Raw genomic sequence first — 22577 nt, 5'->3', positions numbered from 1 at the left:
GCACGGTCTGAAAGAATGGGTCCGATATGGAGTTCACGCAATCAGGCGACGTCCTCGCCGGCAGATACCAGCTGACGGATCTGCTGAGCGAGTCCCGTGAGGGACGCTTCTGGCGCGCCCAGGACGCGGTGCTCGGCCGCCCGGTTGCCGTGCACGTCCTCGACGCCCGCGACGAGCGAGCGCCGCGCCTGATGGCCGCGGCCCGCAACTCCGCTGCCGTCGGTGACCCCCGGATGCTGCGCGTCCTCGACGCCGCCCAGACCGACCAGGTTGCGTACGTCGTCAACGAGTGGGGCGAGGGCGCGTCGCTGGAGAACGCGCTGGCCGCCGGTGGTCCGCTGCCGCCGCAGCAGGCCGCCTGGATCGCCTCCGAGGTCGCCGACCTGCTGGTCCTGGCCCACGACCAGGGCCATGCCCACGGCCGGCTCAACCCCGAGGCCGTGCTGCTCGACGACCTCGGCGCGGTGCGCGTCATCGGCTTCGGTGTCGACGCCGCGCTGCACGGGATCGACCCCGACACGCGTGACTCCCAGCGTCGCGACCGTGTCGACGCCGTCGGCGTCCTCTACGCCGCCCTGACCGGCAAGTGGGCCGGCGAGACGCTGTCCTCGATGCCTCCCGCGCCGCGTGACCACGGCCGTGTGCTCCGTCCCCGGCAGGTACGCGCCGGTGTGCCGCGTCCCCTCGACGACCTGTGCGACCGGGTGCTGGGCAGCGGCGCCGACATGCCGCCGCTGACCGCGGCCGAGCTGCACTCCGCGCTCGCCGGCTTCTCCGGGGAGCCGACCGCTCCGCTCAACCGGCCCTCGGCCGTCAACGAGGAGACCCAGGCGATGGCCGCGCCGACCGAGCTCGAGCCGGCCGAGGCCCAGGCGGCGTCGAACGCCATCGGCGTGGCCCCCGATGCCGTACGCCCTCAGCGCCAGCGTCCGTCCTCGCCGCCGCCGATGCAGGACCCGACCCCGTCGAAACCGCTGTTCGCCGACGAGACCCCGGGCTACGTGGCGCCGCAGCGCCCGCAGCAGGCTCCTCCCGCCGCCCGGCGTCCGGTGGCCCCCGATGCCTCCTACAACGGCTGGCAGGGCCCGTGGACCGGCGCCAACGTACCGATTGCAGAGGAGCCGGACTACAACGACAAGCCCGGCGCCAGCTGGCTCCGCATCGCGATGGGTGTCGCCCTCGTGGTGCTCGTCCTCATCGCCGGCTCGATCGCCTGGAACATCATCGGCGACGACCCCGAAACGACCGCAGAGAACCCCGGCACCGGCAACAACGGCGGCGACACCACCGCTGAGGCCAAGCCGACCCCCATCAAGGGCATCGCCGCCAAGGACCTCGACCCTCACGGCGTCCCGCCCACCGAGACTCCCGACCTCGTCGACCTCGTGGTCGACGGCGACCCGAACGGGCTGGCGTGGCGTACGGCCCGATACAACGACCAGATCGGCGACCGTCCTCGCTCGCTCAAGCCTGGTGTCGGGCTGGTGCTCAACCTCAAGGACGAGTACGCCATCGACTCCCTGAAGTTCAACATGATCGGGGAGCCCACCGACGTCGAGATCTACGTCGGCGACTCCCCGTGGACCAACGACCCGACCGGCGCACCCGCCGCCAAGGGCAGCGTTGGCACCGAGGGCGAGATCAAGGTCGACGGCGCCCCCGAGGGCAACTACGTACTCGTATGGATGACCGGCCTGCCCCAGGTCCCCGGCGGTTACCGCACCGAAGTCAAGGAGATCGAAGTCTTCGGGACGCCGACGGCCTAGAAAATGGCAAGCAAGCAGCAGATTCCCATCAGGGCAGCGCCTCAGACGCACACTTGAGAAGTACGCCGAGTTGGTGTCCTAGGCCGACTCCCAACGAACTGGCCCGGCTACGTCGCTGCGGACTGATCATCGTCGACGAGGTGGGCTACCTGCCCTTCGTGCAAGACGCGGCGAACCTGTTCTAGCTGGTCAGCAGCCGCTACGAACACCTCGCTGATCCTGACATCCAACCTACCCTTCAGCGGCTGGGGAGGCGTGTTCGGTGATCAGGCCGTCGCTGCCGCGATGATCGACCGCGTCGTCCACCACGCCGACGTCCTCACCCTGAAGGGCGCCAGCTACCGGCTACGCAACCGCGGCATCGAGACCCTACCCAGCATCAGAACCCAAGACACGGCAGACTAGGAACGGACGAACCGGTGGCCTCGTTTTCGAGCGTCGCATCGGCTTCGTTTTCGAGCGTTGCCGACACGGATCCGCTCGTCTTGAGATAGCACCGGTTGCTGATCTCCCGCACGGCCAGGCGATACGTTGTCGGCGGCGGGACGAACTCGACCGCCTCGCCATTGCGATAGGTCCTGTAGCCGCGCGACCAGATCTTCCCGGTTCGACCTCAATACACCCACTCACGGGCAGCCGCGACATTGCGCCACCCGCTCGGCCGCAGGACCATGAATCGCTGGCGCTTGGCTGAGAGCGGACACCGCCTCGGTCCATTGAGTCGAGCATGTCCGGAGCCCGACGTCTGGTAGAGCTCGTGCCCGTCCGATGCTGGCGGACGGGCACTCACGCTACGAGGTCACGAGATCTCGAAAGATTGCGCCTGGTTGTTCCAACCAGAGGGGGACAGGTCGTCCTCCGAATCGATCCACGACGTGCCCTCGAATTGAAGGTCTCTACGGGACCACAGGCTGATGTCACAGCCGCTGAAGGTTTTGATGGACGAAACCCTGTCTTGATAGGCGGACCCGAAGTTTGCCCCGCCCTCAAAGTCGCTGGTCGTGGAGGTGCAACCCACCGAATACTTGGGGTTGAAGATAATTACAACGAATCCGTCGTTCTGGCTGTTGAACCAGCGATTCTCGTAGGCGGCTGCAACGACAAGCCCATCCTCATTGTTGTAGCCAGTTTTGCAGCCGAAACTGCCGTCGAGGATGGCACAATACACGTTCGTGTTCGCCATGGTCCCGATTCCCCCGGACTCGAGGCGTTCGGAGGCCTCCTTGACAGTCAGTAAACTGTCGCCGGCCAAGTCAGCAAATGGATCCCCCGAGGCGATGGCTGTTGGGACCTGGACTGGCACAGCAGATGCAGGTGCAAATGCAGATGGTCCAACACACATCACTAGAGCGGCGATCAGCGCCGCAACGGGGCGTGCCGACGCGCCCGCGAATTTTCTTCTCAAGATGGCCTCCTATGCAGTTGGGGTCGGGTGAACGTTTCGCCCGTGACCCGGTGGCCCGGAACGATAACTGGCAAAAAGACTTGTTGTACGCACTTTCGCGTGATCAGTGCGGCGCAGAACCTGCGCGGACGCATGGTGGTACCGCTTGCTGCAGTCCTGTCGCGATACCGATGGCGAGCAACCCGGCTACTCCCTACCGTCTTCGCGTGCCGACGGGCCTGGGACTGCTGCAAAATTTCGGGTCGGGCGCGCTCGGTTCTTGACTGTCCACCCATGTACACATCCGACTCCGCTCCGGTTGGCCGAGTGTGCAATCGCCACACGTACGTCCAGACATGCCCCCGAGGGTGCTGCGTCTCCGCGTTCAGGACCAAGGAATGTACGTGGCCTACGATCTGTTGTGCATTTCGCCAGCCACACCTGAGGAGCCAAAGATGCCGACCCCGTCGTCCCCGACCGACCCCCGCAACGTGATCGTCGTGGGTTCTGGCCCGTCGGGCTACACCGCAGCGGTCTACAGCGCCCGCGCCGGACTGCAGCCTCTCGTCTTCGAGGGGTCGGTGACCGCCGGCGGTGCCCTGATGAACACCACCGAGGTGGAGAACTTCCCCGGTTTCCGTGACGGCATCATGGGTCCGGAGCTGATGGACAACATGCGTGCCCAGGCGGAGCGTTTCGGTGCTGAGCTCGAGCCCGACGACGTTATCGAGATGGACCTGACCGGCCCGGTGAAGGTCATCAAGACCGCGACCGACACCCACTACGCGAGGTCCGTCATCCTGGCGACCGGCTCGGGCTACAAGAAGCTCGACCTGCCCCGCGAGGACGAGCTCTCTGGCAAGGGCGTCTCCTGGTGTGCCACCTGCGACGGCTTCTTCTTCCGGCAGAAGCCCATCGTGGTGGTCGGCGGCGGCGACTCCGCCCTGGAGGAGGCCCTCTTCCTGACCCGCTTCGGCTCCTCGGTCACCCTGCTCGTACGCCGTGACGAGTTGCGCGCCTCCAAGATCATGCAGGAGCGCGCCTTCGCCGACCCGAAGCTCGAGATCGCCTGGAACTCCGTGGTCGAGTCCATCAACGGCGAGCTCTCCGTGGAGAGCATCACCGTCAAGGACACCAAGACCGGCGAGCTGCGCGACCTCGAGTGCGCCGGCCTGTTCATCGCGATCGGCCACATCCCGCGGTCCGAGCTGCTCACCGGCCAGGTCGACCTCGACGACGACGGCTACGTCCTCACCAAGGACGGCACCACGGCCACCAACATCGAGGGCGTCTTCGCCGCCGGTGACCTGGTCGACCACGTCTACCGTCAGGCGATCACCGCTGCCGGCACCGGTTGCCAGGCCGCGCTCGACGCCGAGAAGTTCCTCGCCCACCAGGCCCACGCCGAGGCGGCTGCCGTCTCGGCCTGATCGCCGCGGCTACGGTTGTCATCTCGACAAGCTCGATGACCGGGCGCCGGGAATGTGCGACACAGGCCCAGCGTTCTGACCACAGACCTCCTCTAACCGTCCCTACCAAGAAGGAAACCCATCGTGGCTGACAACATCTCCGCCGTGACCGACGCCGAGTTCGACTCAACGGTCCTGAAGTCCGACAAGCCCGTCCTGGTCGACTTCTGGGCCGAGTGGTGCGGCCCGTGCCGTCAGGTCTCCCCGATCCTCGAGGAGCTCGCCGGCGAGCACGGTGACAAGGTCACCTTCACCAAGATGAACGTCGACGAGAACCCGGTCACCCCCTCCACCTACCGCGTGACCGGCATCCCGACCATCAACGTCTACCAGGGCGGCGAGGTCGTGAAGTCCATCGTCGGCGCCAAGCCGAAGGCCGCGCTCCTCAAGGAGCTGCAGGAGTTCATCGGCTGACACCAGCTGTCACACGCTGGCCCGCCACCTGTTGAGGTGGCGGGCCAGCGTCATTTCATCGAGACGTCACTTGCGTCGGCCGAGACGTCAGTTGTGGCGGGCGAGTTGGCACAAACGGCGGGCGAGACTGCAGTTGTGGCGGAGGCTTTAGTGGTCTCGACAAGCTCGACCACCGGAAGCTCGACCACCGGGTGAGGGTTGATGGTCTCGACAAGCTCGACCACCGGGTGAGGGTTGATGGTCTCGACAGGCTCGACCACCGCGAGGGTTCGTGGTCTCGACAGGCTCGACCACCGCGAGGGTTCGTGGTCTCGACAGGCTCGACCACCGGCTCGACCACCGGCTAGACCACCGGCTCGACCACCGTTTCACGGGAAACATTCACTCGCCGTCGCGATGAAGCTCGGTGGAGGCAGGCGACGGGTGGCTGCGTGGGCGTACGACCTCCCGCAACCGCTCCCAGGCGGACTCGAAGTCGTCGATCCAGGTGACCGTCTGTTTCAGGTCCATCCGCATCCGCGGGACGGTGGGGTGGTCCCGGTGGGTCTTGAACCCGACCCGTCCGAGGAAGTCGGCCGGGGCAGCGCAGCGGCGACCGTGGATCCCGCTCATCGGCCCCACGTCGCCGAACGCCTCGATCGCCCGGAACTGACCGCGTTGGACCAGGTCACGGGCCATTCCCTGCACCAGCATCCGGCCGATCCCGCCGCCGGCTCGACGCGGGTCGATCCACACCGTGGTCATCAGGACGGCATCGGCGGAGACCGGTCCGGACGGGAAGGAGGCGACCCGCGGAACGAAGACCGGCGGCGCGTAGAGCACGAACCCCGCCGGCGTACCGTCCACCACGGCCACCCGGCCGCACGATCCCCATTCGCGAAGCACCTCGGAGATCCACGCCTCCTTGACCCCGATCGACTGCGACGAGTCGACGCGGCGATGGCCGACTGGATCACGCTCCCAGAACAGGCACGCGCGGCACGGCGCCGGGACCTCGGAGAAGAGATCCAGCGTCAGGGGCAGGATGCGGCGTGCCATGTCTCACCATTGATCCTGGGTTAAGGGTCTGTCACCAGCGTATGCGATCCTTCATGATGGTGACACCATGACTGATCTTCCCCAGCGCGCAACATCATCCCGCCTCGACCCGTACGCGGACCGCTACGCCGCGCGCACGGCAGGCATGACGGTCTCGGAGGTCCGGGCCCTCTTCGCCGTGGCAGCCCGTCCCGAGGTGGTCTCGCTCGCAGGCGGCATGCCCAACATCTCCAGCCTCCCGCTGGACGTGGTCGGCGACTCGATCAAGGACCTCATCCTGACCCAGGGCCCGACCGCCCTGCAGTACGGCGGCGGCCAGGGCGATCCGGTCCTGCGCGAGCAGATCTGCGAGGTCATGCGCCTGGAGGGCATCGAGGCCCACCCCGACGACGTCGTCGTCACCGTCGGCTCCCAGCAGGCCGTCGACCTGGTCACCCGCGTCTTCTGCGACCCTGGCGACGTCGTGATCTGTGAGGCTCCTTCGTACGTCGGTGCTCTCGGTGTCTTCAAGGGCTACCAGTGCGACATCGTGCACGCCGAGGTCGACGCCAGCGGCCTGATCCCGAGCGCGCTCGAGCAGGCGATCGTGTCCACCAAGGCCTCCGGCCGCAGGGTGAAGTTCCTCTACACGATCCCGAACTTCCAGAACCCGACCGGCGTCACCATGACGCCCGAGCGCCGCACCGAGATTCTCGAGATCTGCCGGCGCCACGACATCCTGGTCCTCGAGGACAACCCCTACGGCCTCCTCGGCTTCGACGACGAGCCCCGCCCGGCGATGCGGGCCCAGGACCCGGGCGTCATCTACCTCGGCTCCTTCTCCAAGACGTTCTCCCCCGGCCTGCGGGTCGGCTGGGCGCTGGCCCCATCCGCGATCCGCGAGAAGCTGGTCCTCGCCCAGGAGTCCGCGACGCTCTGTCCGCCGCCGTTCAACCAGATGGCCGTCTCCGCCTACCTCTCCAACCACGACTGGCAGGGCCAGATCAAGCAGATGCGGGAGATGTACCGCGAGCGCCGCGACGCCATGCTCGACGCACTCGAGGCCTACATGCCCGCGGCGTGCACGTGGACCAAGCCCGACGGCGGCTTCTTCGTCTGGCTGACGCTGCCCTCCGGCATCGACAGCAAGGCGATGCTGCCCCGCGCGGTCACCTCGCGAGTCGCGTTCGTACCCGGCACCGGCTTCTTCGCCGACGGCTTCGGCGCCTCCTCGATGCGGATCTCCTACTGCTATCCCACCCCGGAGCGGATCCGAGAAGGCGTACGCCGCCTGGCCGGTGTCATCGAGGCCGAGATGGAGCTCCTGGAGACGTTCGGTGCCACCGGCCCGATCCCAGGTCTCCCCATCCGCGGCGCCGAGCACCCCTCGACGAACACGCAGTAGCTCAGCCGAGGTGGTCGAGCTTGTCGAGACCACCCGTTCTGGCACAAAGGTCATCTCGACAAGCTCGATGACCGGGCACTCCCGGTGGTCGAGCTTGTCGAGACCACTCGTCCGGTCACGAGGGGCATCTCGACAAGTTCGATGACCGGGCGGCTGCGCTCGAGGACCAGAGAAATCTATTTGTCGACAAAGCGCTTTAGCGCTTAATGCCTAAATGGATTCGTCCGGCGCGGGCGACATCAGCTCGACGATCCGGCGCAGGTCGTCCAGGGTGGCGAACTCGACGGTGATCTTGCCCTTGGAGCGGCCCAGATCGACCTTGACCCGGGTGTCGAAGCGGTCCGAGAGCTTGTCGGAGATCTCCTTGAGCCCAGGAGCAGTCGGCTTGGCTCGCCTCACGCGCGGCGTGGCGAAGGCGTCGCCGTCAGGATCGCCCAGGGCGACGATCTCCTCGAGGCCGCGTACGGAGATGCCCTCCGCGACCACCTTCTGAGCCAGCTTGTCCTGCTGGGCCTCGCCGTCGACGGCGAGCAGCGCCCGGGCGTGACCGGCCGAGAGCACGCCGGCGGCGACCCGGCGCTGGACCGACGGGGACAGCTTCAGGAGCCGGATCGTGTTGGAGATCTGTGGCCGCGATCGACCGATCCGCTGGGCGAGCTCGTCGTGGGTGCACTCGAAGTCGTTGAGCAGCTGCTGGTAGGCGGCCGCCTCCTCGAGGGGGTTCAGCTGCGAGCGGTGGAGGTTCTCCAGGAGCGCGTCCCGGAGCATGTCGGTGTCGTCGGTCTCGCGGACGATCGCCGGGATGACGTCGAGGCCCGCCTGCTGAGTGGCGCGCCACCGGCGCTCACCCATGACCAGCTCGTAGGAGTCGGCCGCCACTTTCCGGACCACGATCGGCTGCAGAAGGCCGATTTCATTGATCGAATGGACCAGTTCGGCCATCGCGTCCTCGTCGAAGACCTGACGAGGCTGCACGTGGTTGGGGTGGATCTGCTTGACCGGCAGCTCGGCGAAATATGCGCCGTCGACGGGCGCCAGATCCGAATTCTCGATCTGGCGGCCTTCCGCCGAGGCGGTGGACCTGGGGTCCAGGGATGGGCCAGAAGTCGCTCCAGCGGAAAGGTCCGAATGACGGACGTCCGGCTGGACAGAAGCGCTGTCCGCCGACTCGTTTCCGCCAGCGGGTGGAGCGGTCGGGATCAGCGATCCCAGCCCTCGTCCGAGACCACGCTTCGGCGGCTGCTTACTCATTTCTGTGTCCCCCATTGTCGGTGGTCGAGCTTGTCGAGCGGTGTATCGAGCTTGTCGAGATGACCACGTCTGATGTCGCAATTGTGGTGGTCTCGACAGGCTCGACCACCGGGTCCTTCATCGTCACTGGTCGCCCTGTTTGGCGAGTTCCTTGGCGGCCTCGAGATAGCTCAGCGCACCCGGCGAGCCGGGGTCGTACGTCATCACCGTCTGCCCGAACGACGGCGCCTCGGACACGCGCACGGCGCGGGGGATGAACGTGCGCATGACCGTGTCACCGAAGTGCTCACGCACCTCCTCGGCGACCTGCGACGCGAGGCGGGTGCGGGCGTCGTACATCGTGATCAGCATCGAGGAGACCTTGAGCGTCGGGTTCAGCGCGGCGCGCACCATCTCGACGGTCTTGAGGAGCTGTCCCAGACCCTCCAGCGCGTAATACTCCGCCTGGATCGGGATCATCACCTCGGTGCTCGCGACGAGCGCGTTGACCGTGAGCAGGCCCAGTGACGGCGGGCAGTCGATGAGGACGTAGTCCCACCGGTCCTCCGCGTCACCCACACGGGGAGACCTGGCCAGCGCCTCCTTCAGGCGCTGCTCACGTCCGTCCTCCTCGACGAGCTCGACCTCGGCACCGGCCAGGTCGATGGTCGCCGGCACCAGCTCGAGACCCTCGAGCTTCGGGACCGGAACCACGACGTTCTCGAGGCTGGCCCCCTCGACCAGGACTTCGTACGTCCCCGGGGTGCCCTGGAAGTGGTCGACGTCGAACGCGGTGCAGGCGTTGCCCTGCGGGTCGAGGTCGATGACCAGAACCTTCTGGCCGAGCTGCGCCAGAGCCGCGGCGATGTTCACCGTCGAGGTGGTCTTGCCGACGCCGCCCTTCTGGTTGGCGGAGACGATCACGCGCGTGCTCGCCGGGCGCGGCAACGGCGGCCGGTTGCTCGCCGCACCACGCGCCAGGAGCGTGTGCTCGGCAGCAGCCGCCAGCGGCGTCGCCTCCGTGTCGAAGTCGTTCTCGAAGGACGCGATGTCCCCGGCCGTACGGAGCCTGATCGACACCGGTTCGTCGGTTTCACGTGAAACGGCGTTCTGTGCGCTCTCGTCGTCGTACGGCATGTTTCCTCATCCTCATCGTTCGGTCATCGAGCTTGTCGAGATGACGTCTCACGCCCGAAATCTCGTGGTCTCGACAAGCTCGACCACCTTCAGCGGCGGCGCTTCTTCTTTCGAGACCCGCCCTTGGGCCCCTTCTGGCCGCCCTTCGGGACCGGCGGCCAATCTACCCGTGCGGGATCCGACCAAACCACCCGAACCGCGACAGTTGTCGTCTCCAAAACGCCTACACCGAGCTCGGAGACCGCCGGCGGCGCGCATCCCCACTTCTTCAACGTCGCGTCTGCCTCCTCGATCTCCGCCTCGATGCTCGACCCCTTCATCGCGACGAGCGCGCCCGTGGGGACGACCAACGGCATCGACCAGTCGAGCAGCTTGCCCAAACCGGCCACGGCTCGCGAGGTCACCACGTCGAACCCGAGCTCGCCGTGGAAGGCATCCGCCCTCCCCCGCAGCACCGTCACGTTCTCGAGCCCCAGATCCTCGGCGACCTCTTCGAGAAAGGTCGTACGCCGCAGCAGCGGCTCGATCAGCGTGATGTGCAGATCCGGGCGAGCGATCGCGAGGACAAGACCGGGGAGTCCCGCACCGGACCCGATGTCCGCCACCGCGACTCCCTCGGGGATCACCTCGCCCAGCACCGCGCAGTTGAGGATGTGCCGATCCCACAGCCGCGGAACCTCCCGCGGTCCGATCAGACCGCGCACGACCCCCGCGTCGGCCAGCCAGGCGGCATACCTCTCCGCGAGCTCCAGCCGATCCGCCGGAAAGACCTTCTCCGCCCGAGGGTCCACCTCGCCCAGACCCGCCAAGTCCCCACGTTCCTCGCTCACACACAAACTGTTTCACGTGAAACGCACAACCAAGAACTCTTGGTGGTCGAGCTTGTCGAGACCACAGCACGTACGTCCCGGTCATCTCGACAAGCTCGATGACCGATGGTCGAGCCTGTCGAGACCACCCCACCCCGGTGGTCGAGCCTGTCGAGACCATCCCGCGTACGTCCGAGTCACCTCGACAAGCTCGATGACCGGTGGTCGAGCTTGTCGAGACCACCACCCCGATGAACATAGGTCTCGCCGAGCTCGACCTCCGGGACTGTCGGTGGTGCCGCTCATGATGAGGACATGGCTTACACATACATGCTCCTCTGCGCCGACCGGACTCTCTACGTCGGCAGCACGACAGACCTCGAACGCCGCATGACCGAGCACCGAGTCGGCCTCGGTTCGGAGTACACCCGACATCGCCTACCCGTGGAGCTCGTCTGGTACGAGCAGTACGACAACGTCGAGCACGCGTTCATGCGGGAGAAACAGATCCAGAACTGGGGTCGGGCCAAGCGGCTCGCGCTCATCCGAGGAGAGCTCGGCGAACTCCCACGCCTGGCCAACACGTCGACGACCCCACACCCGTTACCTACTCCGCAGCAACGGTCATCTCGACAGGCTCGATGACCTACATGTCGCGCGCGATGTCATCTCGACAAGCTCGATGACCGGTGGTCGAGCTTGTCGAGACCACCGCACGTACGCGCTCGATGACCGCGGTGGTCGAGCCTGCCGAGACCACAACATGTGTACCCGCGCGGTGTCGTAGGCGACCCGGTGGTCGAGCCTGTCGAGACCACGTCCTGCACGCGCGCATGGTCATCTCGACAGGCTCGATGACCACCCCGTTTCACGTGAAACACACCCCTTTGGAGACGCCTGGAAGAACGTCAGCCCAACGAATCCGCAGAAGGGTTCCCAAAGGCGTCGTCGGGGCGTCAGGTGCGCTAAAGTCCGCGAGCAGCCTCGCGAATCTGATGCAACCGCGCACGCTGCTCGAACGTCTTAGTCGTAGAACGTCGCACTCGGGGTGCGACTCCAGCGGCCCGTGCGACCGGGCCACCATCCATGACCCACGGAGCTGATGTGAACGTCCGTAGAACCCCGGTGGCGATCTTCCTCACCACCATCCTCGCCTTGGGATTCTCCCTGGGCTCGATCGCGGCGCCGAGCAGCGCCCAGGCCACTGCACCGTCGGCCTCCGTCGGGCAGATCGGCCTGCACACGGCGTACACCGTCCTCTACCAGCAGGGCTCGACCGGTCTCGGGGTGCGCAAGATCCAGGCGCGCCTCAAGGAGCGGAGCATCTACAGCGGCCGGGTCACCGGCAACTACGGCTCGAAGACGACCGGCGCTGTGAAGGTCTTCCAGCGCAACCAGCGTCTGGCCATCACCGGCAAGGTCAACCAGCGCACGCTCGACCGGCTCCGCTCGGTGACGAGCACCCCGACCGATGCCAAGCTCTACAACCTCGACCGTCGCTGCCTCACCGGCCGCGTGCTCTGCGTCGACAAGACCGACCGCCGGATGCGCTACGTACGCGCCGGCAAGATCGTCCGGGCGATGGATGCTCGCTTCGGTTGCTCCGACACCAAGACCCGCGAGGGCGCGTTCAAGGTCTACCGGAAGAGCCGCAACCACGTCTCCTCGATCTACCACACGCCGATGCCGTACGCGATGTTCTTCAACGGCGGCCAGGCGGTGCACTACTCGTCCGACTTCGCTGCCCGCGGCTACAACGGCTGCTCCCACGGCTGCGTGAACGTACGCAACAAGTCGTCGATCGCGTGGGTCTTCGACCAGATCCGCGTCGGTGACCGGGTCGTCGTCTACTGGTCCTAGCTGCCCCGGTGGTCTCGACAAGCTCGACCACCGATCCAGCCCGTTCCACGTGAAACAAAGAGATCGCCCCTCGTGCCACACGGCACGAGGGGCGATCTCTTTGTTGTGTCAGCGTCACTCAGGCAGGACGACCACGTAACGCTGCGGCTCGACACCGGAGGACTCGGAGGTGAGCCCGGCGGCGGCGACGGCGTCGTGGACGACTTTCCGCTCGAAGGGCGACATCGGCTTGAGCGAGACCGGGGCACCGGACTCCTTGACCTTCGCGACGGTCTCCTCGGCGAGCGCCATGAGCGTCGAGCGACGGTCGGCACGGTAGCCACCGACGTCCAGCATCAGGCGGGACCGCTCGCCGGTCTCGCGGTAGACGGCGAGCCGGGTCAGCTCCTGGAGCGCGTCCAGGACCTCGCCGTGGCGGCCGACCAGCTGCTGCAGGTCGCCACCGACGATCGAGACGGCGGCACGGTCGCCCTCGACGTCCATGTCGAGGTCGCCATCGAGGTCGGCGATGTCGAGGAGCTCCTCGAGGTAGTCGGCCGCGATGTCACCTTCCTGCTCGAGCTGCTTGAGGCGCGTCTCTTCGCTGACCTCCTCCACAGTCTCGGTCTCGGTCTCGCTCACATCCTGAGTCGTCACTTGGTTCCCCCGTCCTTCTGGGTCGTGGAGCGACCGGCGCTCGTGCCGGCCTTCTTCCGCTGGCTCCTGGTCTGGCTCTTGGGCTGGGTGCGCTTCGCAGGCCGCTTCTCGGCCGCCGCCTCGTTGGCCTCGGCGATGTCGATCTCCGCGTCGGGCAGACCCTTCTTGCGGCGCTTCTCCCGGTCGCGCTCCTGCTTGGCATCGAACGCCGGCGTCCCCGGTGCGGGGTTGTTGCGGATCACGTAGAACTGCTGGCCCATCGTCCACAGGTTGGAGGAGGTCCAGTAGAGGATCGTTCCGACCGGGAAGGCGATACCGCCGACGGCGAACACGACGGGCAGCACATAGAGCAGGAGCTTCTGCTGCTGGGCGTACTGACCGGTCATGGCGTCCGCCGGCATGTTCTTCGACATCAGCTGACGCTGGGTGAGGAAGGTGGTGGCGATCATCGCCACGACCAGGAACCCGGTGAGGATCCGAGTCGACATGTGATCGGCGGTCGTGAACTGGTCGGAGAGCAGCGAGCCGAGCCAGGTCGAGGTGGCGAACTCGTGCGCGGCCGCGTCGGTCAGGAAGCCCTTGCCGTCACCCTTCGAGGCGTGCTCGAGCATGCGGAACAGCACGAAGAAGATCGGCATCTGCAGCAGCAGCGGCAGGCAGGACGCGAACGGGTTGGTGCCCGAGTCCTTGTAGAGCTTCATGGTCTCGTTGGCGAGCTTCTCGCGGTCGTGACCGTACTTCTTCTGCAGCTCCTTGACCTTCGGCTGCAGCAGCTGCATGTTGCGGCTGGAGTTGATCTGCTTCACGAACAGCGGAATCAGCAGCGCGCGGATGGTCACGGTCAGGCCGACGATGGCCAGGGCCCACTGCCAACCTTCAGACGGGATGACGTACGAGAACGCCTTCTGCCAGACGAGCAGGATGCCCGAGATGGCGTAATACAGCGGTGTTGCGATCCATCCGAACAGATCGCCTATGGCTCCCACGGAATCAGGCTCCTCGGTTTGGGGAGTCCGCACTTACACGGACCAGGTCTTCAGGGTCTCTTCAAAATTTCTTCGGGGTCGGTACGGGATCGAAGCCCCGGGTCTTGGCCCAGGGGACGCAACGGGCCAGACGGCGCGCCGTCAGCCAGCTCCCGCGCCAGGGGCCGTGCGTCCTGACGGCCTCGAGCCCGTACGCCGAGCACGACGGGTAGTAGCGACACACATCGCCGTAGAGCGGACTGATCAGAGTCCGCCACACGTGAAGCAGTCCGATCAGGACGGCCGCGACCAGGTGGTTGAACTTGTCGACACCGCCACGTACGACGCGGACCGCAGTACTCATCGGAGCACTCGCTCCAGGCAGCGCCGCAGATCGGCGCCCAGGGCGTCGTAGTCGGCGTCGGCGGCGGCAGGAAGCGCACGGACCACAAGCACAGCAGAGCCCGGGAGTCCGCTCAGGGACTCCCGGGCCTGGTGACGCAGTCTGCGCTTCACGCGATTCCGGACGACGGCCGGACCGACGGCCTTGCTCACCACGAAGCCCACCTGCGGCTCGCCCTCCCGGTCGGCAGCTGGGCCGGTGCCGGGGACGAGCAGGTGGACCACCAGGCTCTTCGAGCCCGCGCGCTTGCCTCGTCGTACTGCTTCTTTGAAGCCCGACGAATCGACCAGTCGGTGGCGACGTGGCAACACGCGCGTGGTGGCTGAGGCCGCGGCCTCAGACGGTCAGGCTCTTGCGACCCTTGCCGCGGCGCGCAGCGAGGATCGCGCGGCCGGCACGGGTGCGCATGCGCAGGCGGAAACCGTGCGTCTTGTGACGGCGGCGGTTGTTCGGCTGGTAAGTACGCTTGCTCACGGGTGCTTCCTTAGTGTGTGGTGTGGTGGCCGGTCGCTCTTCCGGCTGTCCTGCTTACTAGGACCAAGAATCACGCACCCGTGGAACGGGCGACCTAGTAACGGTACGTGGACGGCGAAACCACGGTCAAACTCGCGCCCTATCACAGACCTGTGATTTGCCCTCCCCCTGTGGAGGACGGGTTGCCCATGACCCTCGCCAGCCGGTAGTTTCGTCCTCTACCGAGGTTTCCCTGCACATCGTCAGGAGCATCGGCCGCATTCGGGGGGATGCCACGCAGGGAACTAGTTTTCCCGCCTGACCTGCCGAAACGGTCGGATTCTCGAGGACGGCGACGTGTCTCGGTTGGTCTCCGATGCCTACATTCGGGGATGCTCCACAGCTTGTGGAAAAGTCTGTGGAGGATGTAGACCGGACCGCTGCATGAATCCAGGCTGCATCAATAAAGACCACCCACCCGAGCCATCAGGGAAGGCAGGAACCTGTGGAGCACTCCGGCCTCGCGCCAGAACCACAGCCAGATCTCCAGTCCGCATGGACGAAGGTGGTCGCCGAGCTTCCGCCGAACCAGCGGGCCTGGCTCCGGGACAGTGAGCCCCTCACTCTGCACGGGTCGACCGCGATCGTCGAGGTCCCCAACGACTTCACCCGCAACCAGATCGAGGGCCGCCTGCGTGGGTCCCTCGAGAGGTCGCTGGGCGAGATCTTCCATCGGGAGATCCGCATCGCGGTCACCGTGAACCCCGATCTCGACGTCACGCCGGATCCCGACACTCAGGCGATCATGATCTCCGAGCGGGAGATCGCCGCCGCGGACGCTGCCGCAGCCGCTGCCCTGCAGCAGCAGTCGCCATTCTCGAACAGCGCAGCCCCGAACCAGTCGGCGTTCCCGCACCAGTCGGTCTACCCGCCGAACTCGCCCGGCCTGATCCCCGGCATCCCGCCGGCGACCGCGCCGCACGAGGACCCGGGCGCGCCCGCGGCGTACTCGGCGCCGCAGGCTCCCATCGCTCCGCCGCCCACTCAGCAGCCGGCTCCGCCCGCGGCTCACGACGACGTACGTCCTAGGTATGGCGACATGTCGACAAATCCCCCGGCGCCTCCGGTGGCCCCCGTCGAGGAGCCGGTTCCGCCGCGGCCGCTCGTCCCTGGTCCGCCCACGCGGCCGAGCGAGCCGAGCCACAACGTCCTCGAGACCCGCCTGAACCCGAAGTACACCTTCGAGACGTTCGTCATCGGGTCCTCCAACCGATTCCCGCACGCGGCCGCGGTCGCGGTCAGCGAGGCGCCGGGCAAGGCCTACAACCCGCTGCTCGTCTATGGAGAGTCGGGTCTGGGCAAGACCCACCTGCTGCACGCGATCGGCCACTACGTGCGGAGTCTCTACTCCGGGGCGAAGGTGCGCTACGTCAGCTCGGAGGAGTTCACCAACGAGTTCATCAACGCGATCCGCGACGACCGGCAGGACCGGTTCAAACGGCGCTACCGCGATGTAGACGTCCTGCTGATCGACGACATCCAGTTCTTGGAGGGGAAGACCCAGACGCAGGAGGAGTTCTTCCACACCTTCAACACGCTCCACAACGCCAACAAGCAGATCGTCCTCACCTCCGACCGGCCGCCCAAGCGGCTCGAGGCGCTGGAGGACCGGCTGCGCAACCGGTTCGAGTGGGGTCTGATCACCGACGTCCAGCCGCCTGACATCGAGACCCGCATCGCGATCCTTCGGAAGAAGGCCGCCATGGAGCGGCTCACCGCGCCGCCGGACGTGCTCGAGTTCATCGCGAGCAAGATCCAGACCAACATCCGTGAGCTCGAGGGTGCGCTGATCCGGGTGACGGCGTTCGCCAACCTCAACCGGCAGGACGTCGACCTGACCCTGGCCGAGATCGTGCTCAAGGACCTGATCCCCGAGGGTGGCGAGCCCGAGATCACCGCCGGCCTGATCATCGCCCAGACTGCGGCCTACTTCGGGCTGTCGATCGACGAGCTCACGGGGCCCTCCCGCGGGCGTCACCTCGTCATGGCCCGCCAGATCGCCATGTATCTGTGTCGGGAGCTCACCGAGGACTCCCTGCCCAAGATCGGCAAGCACTTCGGCGGCCGCGACCACACCACCGTCATGTACGCCGAACGCAAGATCAACCAGCTGCTCGCCGAGCGCCGGGCCGTCTTCAACCAGGTCTCCGAGCTCACCAACCGCGTCAAGATGCAGGCCCGCCAGGCCTGACCGAACCAGCAGTCGTACGCGGCCGCCGCCCCTTCCGGGCCGGCGGCCGTTTCGCGTTTTGGGATTTCTAAAACCCACAGGACGAGATTTCCCAGGTTGTCCACAGCCCACAGGCTGGGTGGAACCTGTGGAGAACCGGCGGTTCAAATGGGATGGAAAAGGGGATGGCCTGTGCACAAAACACTCGAACGGGCCCACAACTCTCCACAGCCCACAGTGACGTGCGTCATTTCAGCATGGCGTCCACATCCCCTGTGGAATCACATTTCCGGGCATGACCAGGGAAGACGCCGCTCATCCACATTTCCCACAGATGCTCTTACGACGTACGAAACTATTTAGATCCATGGATCCTCCGTGAAATTCCACGAACGCCCTTCCCTGGGGACAACCCACTCGGCGAGCGGAGTCCACAAGGACGCCTGTGCAGACCCGACACTGCTGAGCGCTTACCGGTTGTCGGCGGTCCGTGGCAGGATGCGTACTCCAGGTCATGTCAACGCGGGGGCGTTCCGGAACCGGTGTCGTCTCCCTTCCCCGGACCGCATGTCCTCAACCGCCCCGATGTCGAGTTAGAAGAAGGACAGGTCATCGTGAAGTTCCGCGTCGACCGCGACGTGTTCGCGGATGCCGTCGCCTGGGCTGCCCGCAGCCTTCCGGTCCGCCCCAGCACCCCGGTGCTCTCAGGTCTGCTGATCGAGGCGGGTCACGAGGGCCTGGTGCTCTCGACATTCGACTACGAGACCTCCGCGCGGGCGACCCTGTCGGCCGAGGTCGCCGACGAGGGCAAGGCACTGGTCTCGGGCAAGCTGCTCGCCGACATCTGCCGCAGCCTTCCGGCCAAGCCGGTCGAGATGGTCACCGATGGTGCCCGCGTCTCGCTCACCTGCGGGAGCGCGCGGTTCAGCCTCCAGACCATGCCGGTCGAGGACTACCCGACCCTGCCGGAGATGCCGACCGCCGCCGGCACGGTGAAGTCGGAGCTGTTCGCCCACGCCGTGGCCCAGGCCGTGACCGCCGCCGGTCGCGACGACATGCTCCCGGTGCTGACCGGCGTGCGGCTCGAGATCGAGGGATCCACGATCTCGCTGCTCGCCACGGACCGCTTCCGGCTCTCGCACCGCGAGCTCGAGTGGAACCCGGCGACTCCCGACGAGAGCCTGGCGGCCCTGGTGCCGGCGAAGGTCCTCGGTGACACCGCCAAGTCGCTGACCAGCGGCAGCGAGGTCACCCTCGCGCTGTCCACCACCGGCACCGGCGAGGGCATCATCGGCTTCGAGGGCGCGGCCGCGGGTGGCGTACGTCGCACCACCACGCGCCTGCTCGACGGTGAGTTCCCGAAGGTGCGCAGCCTCTTCCCGGCCGAGCACCTCACCACCGCGCTGGTCGACAAGGCCTCCCTGATCGAGTCGGTCAAGCGCGTGGCCCTGGTCGCCGAGCGCAACACCGCGGTCCAGATGGTCTTCGAGGACGGCGTGCTCACGCTCGACGCCGGCTCCGGCGACGAGGCCCAGGCGTCCGAGTCGATCGAGGCGACCATGGAGGGCGAGGGGCTGACCACCGGGTTCAACCCGCAGTTCCTCCTCGACGGGCTGCAGGCCATCGACGAGCAGGTCGTCGAGCTCGCCTTCACCCAGGCTCCGAAGCCCGTGGTGATCAGCGGCAAGCCGGCCGAGGGTGGCGAGGAGCCGGGGTTCCGCTACCTGCTGATGCCGCGTCGCCTGCTCTCCTGACCATCTCCCGCTCACACCTCGCTCGTAGGGTGGTCTCGACAAGCTCGACCACCGGATCTGAAGGAACCTCGCATGCACATCGGACTCGTCGGCCTCGGCAAGATGGGTGGCAACATGCGCACCCGGCTGCGGGAGGCTGGTCACACCGTCGTCGGATACGACCGCAACCCCGATCTCGCCGACGTGGCGAGCTTGGCGGAGCTGGTCGAGGCACTGCCCAGTCCCAAGGTGGTCTGGGTGATGGTGCCGGCCGGCGACCCGACGCGTTCCACGATCGCCGAGCTCAAGGAGCTCCTCGGCGAGGGCGACCTGGTGGTCGACGGCGGCAACTCGAAGTACACCGATGACGCCAAGAACGCCGCGAGCCTCGCCGAGAACGGCATCGGCTTCGTCGACTGCGGTGTCTCCGGCGGCGTCTGGGGTCTGCAGAACGGCTACGCGCTGATGTACGGCGGCTCCGACGAGGACGCCGCCAAGGTGATGCCGGCCTTCGAGGCGCTCAAGCCGACTGGCACAGAGGACGGCCTGGTCCACTGCGGCGTCACGCCCGGCGCCGGCCACTTCTCCAAGATGGTCCACAACGGCATCGAGTACGCGATGATGCAGGCCTACGCCGAGGGCTGGGAGCTTCTCGACAAGGTCGACATCGTCGACAACGTCCCCGAGATCTTCGCCTCGTGGCGCACCGGCACCGTCGTACGTTCCTGGCTTCTCGATCTTCTCGTCGACCAGCTGCGCGCCGACGAGCACCTCGACAAGATCAAGGGCTACGCCGACGACTCGGGCGAGGGTCGCTGGACCGTCGAGGCAGCGATCGAGAACGCCGTCCCGATGCCGGCGATCTCGGCCTCGCTGTTCGCGCGGTTCGTGTCGCGGCAGGAGGACGACCACGCCATGAAGGCGATCGCCGCGATGCGCAACGGGTTCGGTGGGCACGCGGTGATCTCTGAGTCGGAGGCCTGAGCTTCCGCTGCGCGGGTGGTCTCGACAGGCTCGACCACCTAGATGGCGGGGATTGCTCCGGTCATGGTGAGGATCAGGCGTACGGCGCCGTAGGCGACGAAGAGGGCGAAGAAGCCGAGGATGATCGGGCTTCGCACCAGCTTGTCGAGGTCGGCGGGGCGTCTCCGGCTCAGCCGGGCGCGCACAGAGACGACGGCCAGGACGATGATCGCCAGGATGAGCACCGGTCCGAACCAGTTGCTCGCCAGCGACGAGCCGATGTCTCCGTGCATCATGTAGACCCACGACCGGGTCAGACCGCAGCCGGGGCAGGGAAGCCCGGTGAGAGCACGGAACGGGCAGAGCACCGGGCCGTCCTCGATGCCGCCGGCCGGCAGGAGCGACGCGATCACGATCCCGCAGACGCCGATGGCGGCGGTGACCTCCGTGGAGCTCACCGCCGCGATGCGCTGATGCAGGTCAGGCGAGGGGTTTGCCGTCGGCATCCGGGAACTTTCGCACGATGACGAGGATGATGTCGATGATCGTCCAGATTCCGAAGCCACCACAGGTGATCAGCTTGAGGACGCCGAGGCCGATCTGTCCGACGTAGAACCTGTCGACGCCGAGCGACCCCAGGAAGATCGAGAGCAGCAGGGTGACGAGCCACTCGCGGCTCGAGAAGACGCCCGGGATCTGTTTCACGGGAAACCACTGCTGGTCGGTGCCGAGGCTGGCCGGGGTGTCCGCCTTGATCTGGCCCGCGGCGGCCATCTGGGCGAGCTGCTGGACCGGGTACGGCCCGTGGACCTGGCCCATCACCGACAGATAGAAAGGCCCGGCCGGCTCGCTATAGGCGGGTTGCCCTGGAGGCGGGCCGTAAGGGTTGGGAGACTGGGTCATGCAGGCACCTTAACGAGAGAGGAAACCCGATGTACGTCTCACACCTCTCTCTCCACGACTTCCGCTCCTATCCGAGCGTCGAGGTCCCGCTCGAGGCGGGCGTGACCGCCTTCGTCGGGAGAAACGGCCAGGGCAAGACCAACCTGGTCGAGGCGATCGACTACCTCTCCCGCCTGCAGTCCCACCGGGTCGCCACCGATGCGCCGCTGGTCCGGGCCGGCGCCGAGCAGGCGGTCGTGCGCGCCGCCGTCGTACGCGACGGTCGCACCGCGACGCTCGAGGTCGAGATCAACGCCGGCCGCGCCAACAAGGCCCGGATCAACAAGAGCCCGCTCCCCCGCACCCGCGACCTGGTCGGCCTGGTCCGCACCGTCGTCTTCTCCCCCGAGGACCTGACCCTCGTCAAGGGGGACCCCTCCGACCGGCGGCGCTTCCTCGACGACCTGATGATCCTGCGCGCACCCCGTCTGGCAGGCGTACGCAGCGACTACGACCGCGTCCTCAAGCAGCGCAACTCGCTGCTGAAGACCGCCGGCCTCGCGCGCGGCTCCGCCCGCGAGGGTGCGCTCGCCACCTTGGCCGTCTGGGACGACCACCTCGCCGCCATCGGCGCCGAGATCCTCGCCCAGCGGCTCGCCCTGGTGGAAGCGCTGAGGCCGTACGTCGGCAAGTCCTATGAGACGGTCGCCCGCGGCGCGAGCCGCGACGACGCCGAGATCACCTATAAATCGGTGGTCGAGCCTGTCGAGACCACCCCGAGCGTGGAGACCCTCCGCCAGGCGATCCTGTCCGAGCTCGCCAGACGACAGAAGGACGAGCTCGACCGGGGGATCAGCCTGGTCGGCCCCCACCGCGACGATCTGCTGCTGTTCCTCGGCCACGGAGCCGGCGCCGAGCGCCTCCCGGTCAAGGGCTACGCCAGCCATGGCGAGTCCTGGTCCTTCGCGCTGGCGCTCCGGTTGGCGGCGTACGACCTGCTCCGGGCCGACGGCGACGACCCGATCCTGATCCTCGACGACGTCTTCGCCGAGCTCGACAGCCAGCGCCGGGTCCAGCTGGCCGAGCTGGTTGCCGACGCCGAGCAGGTCCTGGTCACCGCGGCGGTCCCCGAGGACGTACCTGCTGCTCTCGCCGGTGCGCGCTACCACGTCAAGGCAGGCGAGGTGACCCGCGATGAGTGACGAGGACCCCGAGGTGGTCGAGCCTGTCGAGACCACCACCCCAGAAGAAGAGGAACCGGAGAAGCGCGCCGACGGCCTCGACCTGGCCCGTTCCCTGACCCGAGCCACCGCGAAGATGCCCGCACCCAAGGCAGGGATGCGCAAGAAGCGGCGTACGCCGGACAACGCCACCCGACGCGGCACGGTCTCCGGCGCGCGGCCTGATGACCGCGACCCCCAGATGATCGAATCGGTGGTGAGCCGGATGGTCAACGACCACGGCTGGGACACCTCGCTGCGCGTCCATGGCGTGATGGCCCGCTGGCCCGACATCGTCGGCGAGGAGATCGCCGACCACACCACCCCGGAGTCGTACGCCGACGGCAAGCTCTCCGTACGCACCGATTCCACCGCCTGGGCCACCCAGCTCAAGCTGCTGGCACCCACCCTGGTGAAGCGTCTCAACGAGGAGCTCGGTCACGGAACCGTCCTCGTCATCGAGGTGCTCGGCCCGCATCTGCCCTCGTGGAAGAAGGGTCCCCGAGGCGTACGAGATGGCCGCGGGCCCCGCGACACCTACGGCTGAGAGCCCAGCCGAGAGCAGAGCGTGAACACGTGTTCGAGGCTCAGCGCGTGAGCC

Annotated in this window: 25 protein-coding genes; 12 read left to right on the top strand and 13 right to left on the bottom strand. The window is 66.9% G+C overall.

Annotated features, from left to right (window positions below):
- The first annotated feature begins 26 nt into the window (after window positions 1-26).
- Both OH802_RS04475 and OH802_RS04470 read left to right on the top strand, forming a co-directional pair.
- A complete protein-coding gene (locus tag OH802_RS04475; protein ID WP_406025495.1) occupies window positions 27-1766 on the top strand; it encodes a hypothetical protein in 1740 nt (579 codons plus the stop codon).
- A 255-nt stretch (window positions 1767-2021) separates the two neighbouring features.
- Entirely contained in the window at window positions 2022-2171 is a 150-nt protein-coding gene (locus OH802_RS04470; RefSeq protein WP_406025493.1) for an ATP-binding protein, read from the top strand.
- 394 nt (window positions 2172-2565) lie between these two features.
- Here the strand turns inward: OH802_RS04470 and OH802_RS04465 are convergent, their stop codons facing one another.
- Entirely contained in the window at window positions 2566-3171 is a 606-nt protein-coding gene (locus OH802_RS04465) for a hypothetical protein (protein WP_406025491.1), read from the bottom strand.
- Window positions 3172-3605: 434 nt separating this feature from the next.
- Between OH802_RS04465 and trxB the strand changes: the two genes are divergently transcribed.
- Window positions 3606-4580, top strand: coding sequence for a thioredoxin-disulfide reductase (gene trxB / locus OH802_RS04460; RefSeq protein WP_406025489.1), 975 nt, complete (start codon window positions 3606-3608; stop codon window positions 4578-4580).
- A gap of 123 nt (window positions 4581-4703) precedes the next feature.
- Window positions 4704-5033 carry a thioredoxin gene (trxA, locus tag OH802_RS04455; protein ID WP_271188326.1) on the top strand — a complete coding sequence of 110 codons (330 nt, stop codon included), beginning with the start codon at window positions 4704-4706 and terminating at the stop codon, window positions 5031-5033.
- A gap of 50 nt (window positions 5034-5083) precedes the next feature.
- Here trxA and OH802_RS04450 read toward each other — a convergent pair whose 3' ends face one another.
- A complete protein-coding gene (locus OH802_RS04450) occupies window positions 5084-5257 on the bottom strand; it encodes a hypothetical protein (protein ID WP_406025487.1) in 174 nt (57 codons plus the stop codon).
- Between the two features lie 157 nt (window positions 5258-5414).
- Window positions 5415-6071, bottom strand: coding sequence for a GNAT family N-acetyltransferase (locus tag OH802_RS04445; RefSeq protein ID WP_355231304.1), 657 nt, complete (start codon window positions 6069-6071; stop codon window positions 5415-5417).
- Window positions 6072-6138: 67 nt separating this feature from the next.
- Here OH802_RS04445 and OH802_RS04440 point away from each other — a divergent pair, with 67 nt between their 5' ends.
- A complete protein-coding gene (locus tag OH802_RS04440; RefSeq protein ID WP_406025484.1) occupies window positions 6139-7455 on the top strand; it encodes a PLP-dependent aminotransferase family protein in 1317 nt (438 codons plus the stop codon).
- A gap of 210 nt (window positions 7456-7665) precedes the next feature.
- Here OH802_RS04440 and OH802_RS04435 read toward each other — a convergent pair whose 3' ends face one another.
- The 3 genes from OH802_RS04435 to rsmG all read right to left on the bottom strand — a co-directional run bounded on the left by OH802_RS04435 (window position 7666) and on the right by rsmG (window position 10652).
- Window positions 7666-8706, bottom strand: coding sequence for a ParB/RepB/Spo0J family partition protein (locus OH802_RS04435; protein WP_406025482.1), 1041 nt, complete (start codon window positions 8704-8706; stop codon window positions 7666-7668).
- A 123-nt stretch (window positions 8707-8829) separates the two neighbouring features.
- Window positions 8830-9822 (bottom strand): ParA family protein, encoded by a 993-nt coding sequence (locus tag OH802_RS04430; protein ID WP_406025480.1) that lies wholly within the window; start codon window positions 9820-9822, stop codon window positions 8830-8832.
- An 89-nt stretch (window positions 9823-9911) separates the two neighbouring features.
- The gene (gene rsmG, locus OH802_RS04425) at window positions 9912-10652 is read right to left on the bottom strand and encodes a 16S rRNA (guanine(527)-N(7))-methyltransferase RsmG (protein ID WP_406025478.1); all 741 of its coding nucleotides are present in this window, start codon (window positions 10650-10652) and stop codon (window positions 9912-9914) included.
- A gap of 294 nt (window positions 10653-10946) precedes the next feature.
- Here rsmG and OH802_RS04420 point away from each other — a divergent pair, with 294 nt between their 5' ends.
- Both OH802_RS04420 and OH802_RS04415 read left to right on the top strand, forming a co-directional pair.
- Window positions 10947-11276, top strand: coding sequence for a GIY-YIG nuclease family protein (locus OH802_RS04420; RefSeq protein ID WP_355231294.1), 330 nt, complete (start codon window positions 10947-10949; stop codon window positions 11274-11276).
- A 459-nt stretch (window positions 11277-11735) separates the two neighbouring features.
- A complete protein-coding gene (locus OH802_RS04415; RefSeq protein ID WP_406025475.1) occupies window positions 11736-12491 on the top strand; it encodes a L,D-transpeptidase family protein in 756 nt (251 codons plus the stop codon).
- A gap of 114 nt (window positions 12492-12605) precedes the next feature.
- On the opposite strand, the gene OH802_RS04410 is transcribed toward OH802_RS04415, so the two are convergent.
- The 5 genes from OH802_RS04410 to rpmH form a co-directional block, all read right to left on the bottom strand.
- The gene (locus tag OH802_RS04410) at window positions 12606-13127 is read right to left on the bottom strand and encodes a protein jag (protein WP_406025473.1); all 522 of its coding nucleotides are present in this window, start codon (window positions 13125-13127) and stop codon (window positions 12606-12608) included.
- The gene (yidC, locus tag OH802_RS04405) at window positions 13124-14113 is read right to left on the bottom strand and encodes a membrane protein insertase YidC (protein ID WP_406025471.1); all 990 of its coding nucleotides are present in this window, start codon (window positions 14111-14113) and stop codon (window positions 13124-13126) included. Before yidC ends, OH802_RS04410 begins: the two co-directional genes overlap by 4 nt.
- A 61-nt stretch (window positions 14114-14174) precedes the next feature.
- Window positions 14175-14456 (bottom strand): membrane protein insertion efficiency factor YidD, encoded by a 282-nt coding sequence (yidD, locus tag OH802_RS04400; RefSeq protein WP_406025469.1) that lies wholly within the window; start codon window positions 14454-14456, stop codon window positions 14175-14177.
- Window positions 14453-14806 (bottom strand): ribonuclease P protein component, encoded by a 354-nt coding sequence (gene rnpA / locus OH802_RS04395; protein WP_406025467.1) that lies wholly within the window; start codon window positions 14804-14806, stop codon window positions 14453-14455. The genes yidD and rnpA overlap by 4 nt, the downstream gene beginning before the upstream one ends.
- A gap of 25 nt (window positions 14807-14831) precedes the next feature.
- Window positions 14832-14969: a 50S ribosomal protein L34 gene (gene rpmH / locus OH802_RS04390; protein ID WP_091044043.1), complete on the bottom strand. Its 138-nt coding sequence runs from the start codon at window positions 14967-14969 to the stop codon at window positions 14832-14834.
- A gap of 484 nt (window positions 14970-15453) precedes the next feature.
- Between rpmH and dnaA the strand changes: the two genes are divergently transcribed.
- The 3 genes from dnaA to gnd all read left to right on the top strand — a co-directional run bounded on the left by dnaA (window position 15454) and on the right by gnd (window position 19895).
- The gene (gene dnaA / locus OH802_RS04385) at window positions 15454-17199 is read left to right on the top strand and encodes a chromosomal replication initiator protein DnaA (protein WP_406025465.1); all 1746 of its coding nucleotides are present in this window, start codon (window positions 15454-15456) and stop codon (window positions 17197-17199) included.
- A gap of 593 nt (window positions 17200-17792) precedes the next feature.
- On the top strand, window positions 17793-18932 hold the full coding sequence (dnaN, locus tag OH802_RS04380) for a DNA polymerase III subunit beta (RefSeq protein WP_406025463.1): 1140 nt from the start codon (window positions 17793-17795) through the stop codon (window positions 18930-18932).
- Between the two features lie 72 nt (window positions 18933-19004).
- Window positions 19005-19895, top strand: a complete 891-nt coding sequence (gene gnd, locus OH802_RS04375) for a phosphogluconate dehydrogenase (NAD(+)-dependent, decarboxylating) (RefSeq protein WP_355231285.1) — start codon at window positions 19005-19007, stop codon at window positions 19893-19895.
- Window positions 19896-19933: 38 nt separating this feature from the next.
- On the opposite strand, the gene OH802_RS04370 is transcribed toward gnd, so the two are convergent.
- Complete coding sequence (locus OH802_RS04370; protein WP_406025460.1) at window positions 19934-20380, bottom strand: DUF2752 domain-containing protein; 447 nt, start codon at window positions 20378-20380, stop codon at window positions 19934-19936.
- Entirely contained in the window at window positions 20355-20777 is a 423-nt protein-coding gene (locus OH802_RS04365) for an NINE protein (RefSeq protein ID WP_350665339.1), read from the bottom strand. Before OH802_RS04365 ends, OH802_RS04370 begins: the two co-directional genes overlap by 26 nt.
- Window positions 20778-20806: 29 nt before the next feature.
- On the opposite strand from OH802_RS04365, the gene recF reads away from it, so the two are divergent.
- On the top strand, window positions 20807-21958 hold the full coding sequence (recF, locus tag OH802_RS04360) for a DNA replication/repair protein RecF (protein ID WP_406025458.1): 1152 nt from the start codon (window positions 20807-20809) through the stop codon (window positions 21956-21958).
- Window positions 21951-22523, top strand: coding sequence for a DUF721 domain-containing protein (locus OH802_RS04355; RefSeq protein WP_406025456.1), 573 nt, complete (start codon window positions 21951-21953; stop codon window positions 22521-22523). The genes recF and OH802_RS04355 overlap by 8 nt, the downstream gene beginning before the upstream one ends.
- Window positions 22524-22577 lie beyond the last annotated feature (54 nt).

Source organism: Nocardioides sp. NBC_00850 (assembly GCF_045207335.1).
GTDB lineage: Bacteria > Actinomycetota > Actinomycetes > Propionibacteriales > Nocardioidaceae > Nocardioides.
Note: the sequence above shows the minus strand (reverse complement) of the source record. Positions and strands in the feature narration are given on the sequence as shown.

Coding starts and splice junctions, on each gene's coding strand:
- recF (WP_406025458.1), top strand. CDS start 20,807: ATGTACGTCTCACACCTCTCTCTCCACGACTTCCGCTCCTATCCGAGC.
- OH802_RS04370 (WP_406025460.1), bottom strand. CDS start 20,380: ATGCCGACGGCAAACCCCTCGCCTGACCTGCATCAGCGCATCGCGGCG.
- OH802_RS04355 (WP_406025456.1), top strand. CDS start 21,951: ATGAGTGACGAGGACCCCGAGGTGGTCGAGCCTGTCGAGACCACCACC.
- OH802_RS04440 (WP_406025484.1), top strand. CDS start 6,139: ATGACTGATCTTCCCCAGCGCGCAACATCATCCCGCCTCGACCCGTAC.
- OH802_RS04435 (WP_406025482.1), bottom strand. CDS start 8,706: ATGAGTAAGCAGCCGCCGAAGCGTGGTCTCGGACGAGGGCTGGGATCG.
- OH802_RS04420 (WP_355231294.1), top strand. CDS start 10,947: ATGGCTTACACATACATGCTCCTCTGCGCCGACCGGACTCTCTACGTC.
- yidD (WP_406025469.1), bottom strand. CDS start 14,456: ATGAGTACTGCGGTCCGCGTCGTACGTGGCGGTGTCGACAAGTTCAAC.
- OH802_RS04365 (WP_350665339.1), bottom strand. CDS start 20,777: ATGACCCAGTCTCCCAACCCTTACGGCCCGCCTCCAGGGCAACCCGCC.
- OH802_RS04430 (WP_406025480.1), bottom strand. CDS start 9,822: ATGCCGTACGACGACGAGAGCGCACAGAACGCCGTTTCACGTGAAACC.
- trxB (WP_406025489.1), top strand. CDS start 3,606: ATGCCGACCCCGTCGTCCCCGACCGACCCCCGCAACGTGATCGTCGTG.
- OH802_RS04445 (WP_355231304.1), bottom strand. CDS start 6,071: ATGGCACGCCGCATCCTGCCCCTGACGCTGGATCTCTTCTCCGAGGTC.
- OH802_RS04475 (WP_406025495.1), top strand. CDS start 27: ATGGAGTTCACGCAATCAGGCGACGTCCTCGCCGGCAGATACCAGCTG.
- gnd (WP_355231285.1), top strand. CDS start 19,005: ATGCACATCGGACTCGTCGGCCTCGGCAAGATGGGTGGCAACATGCGC.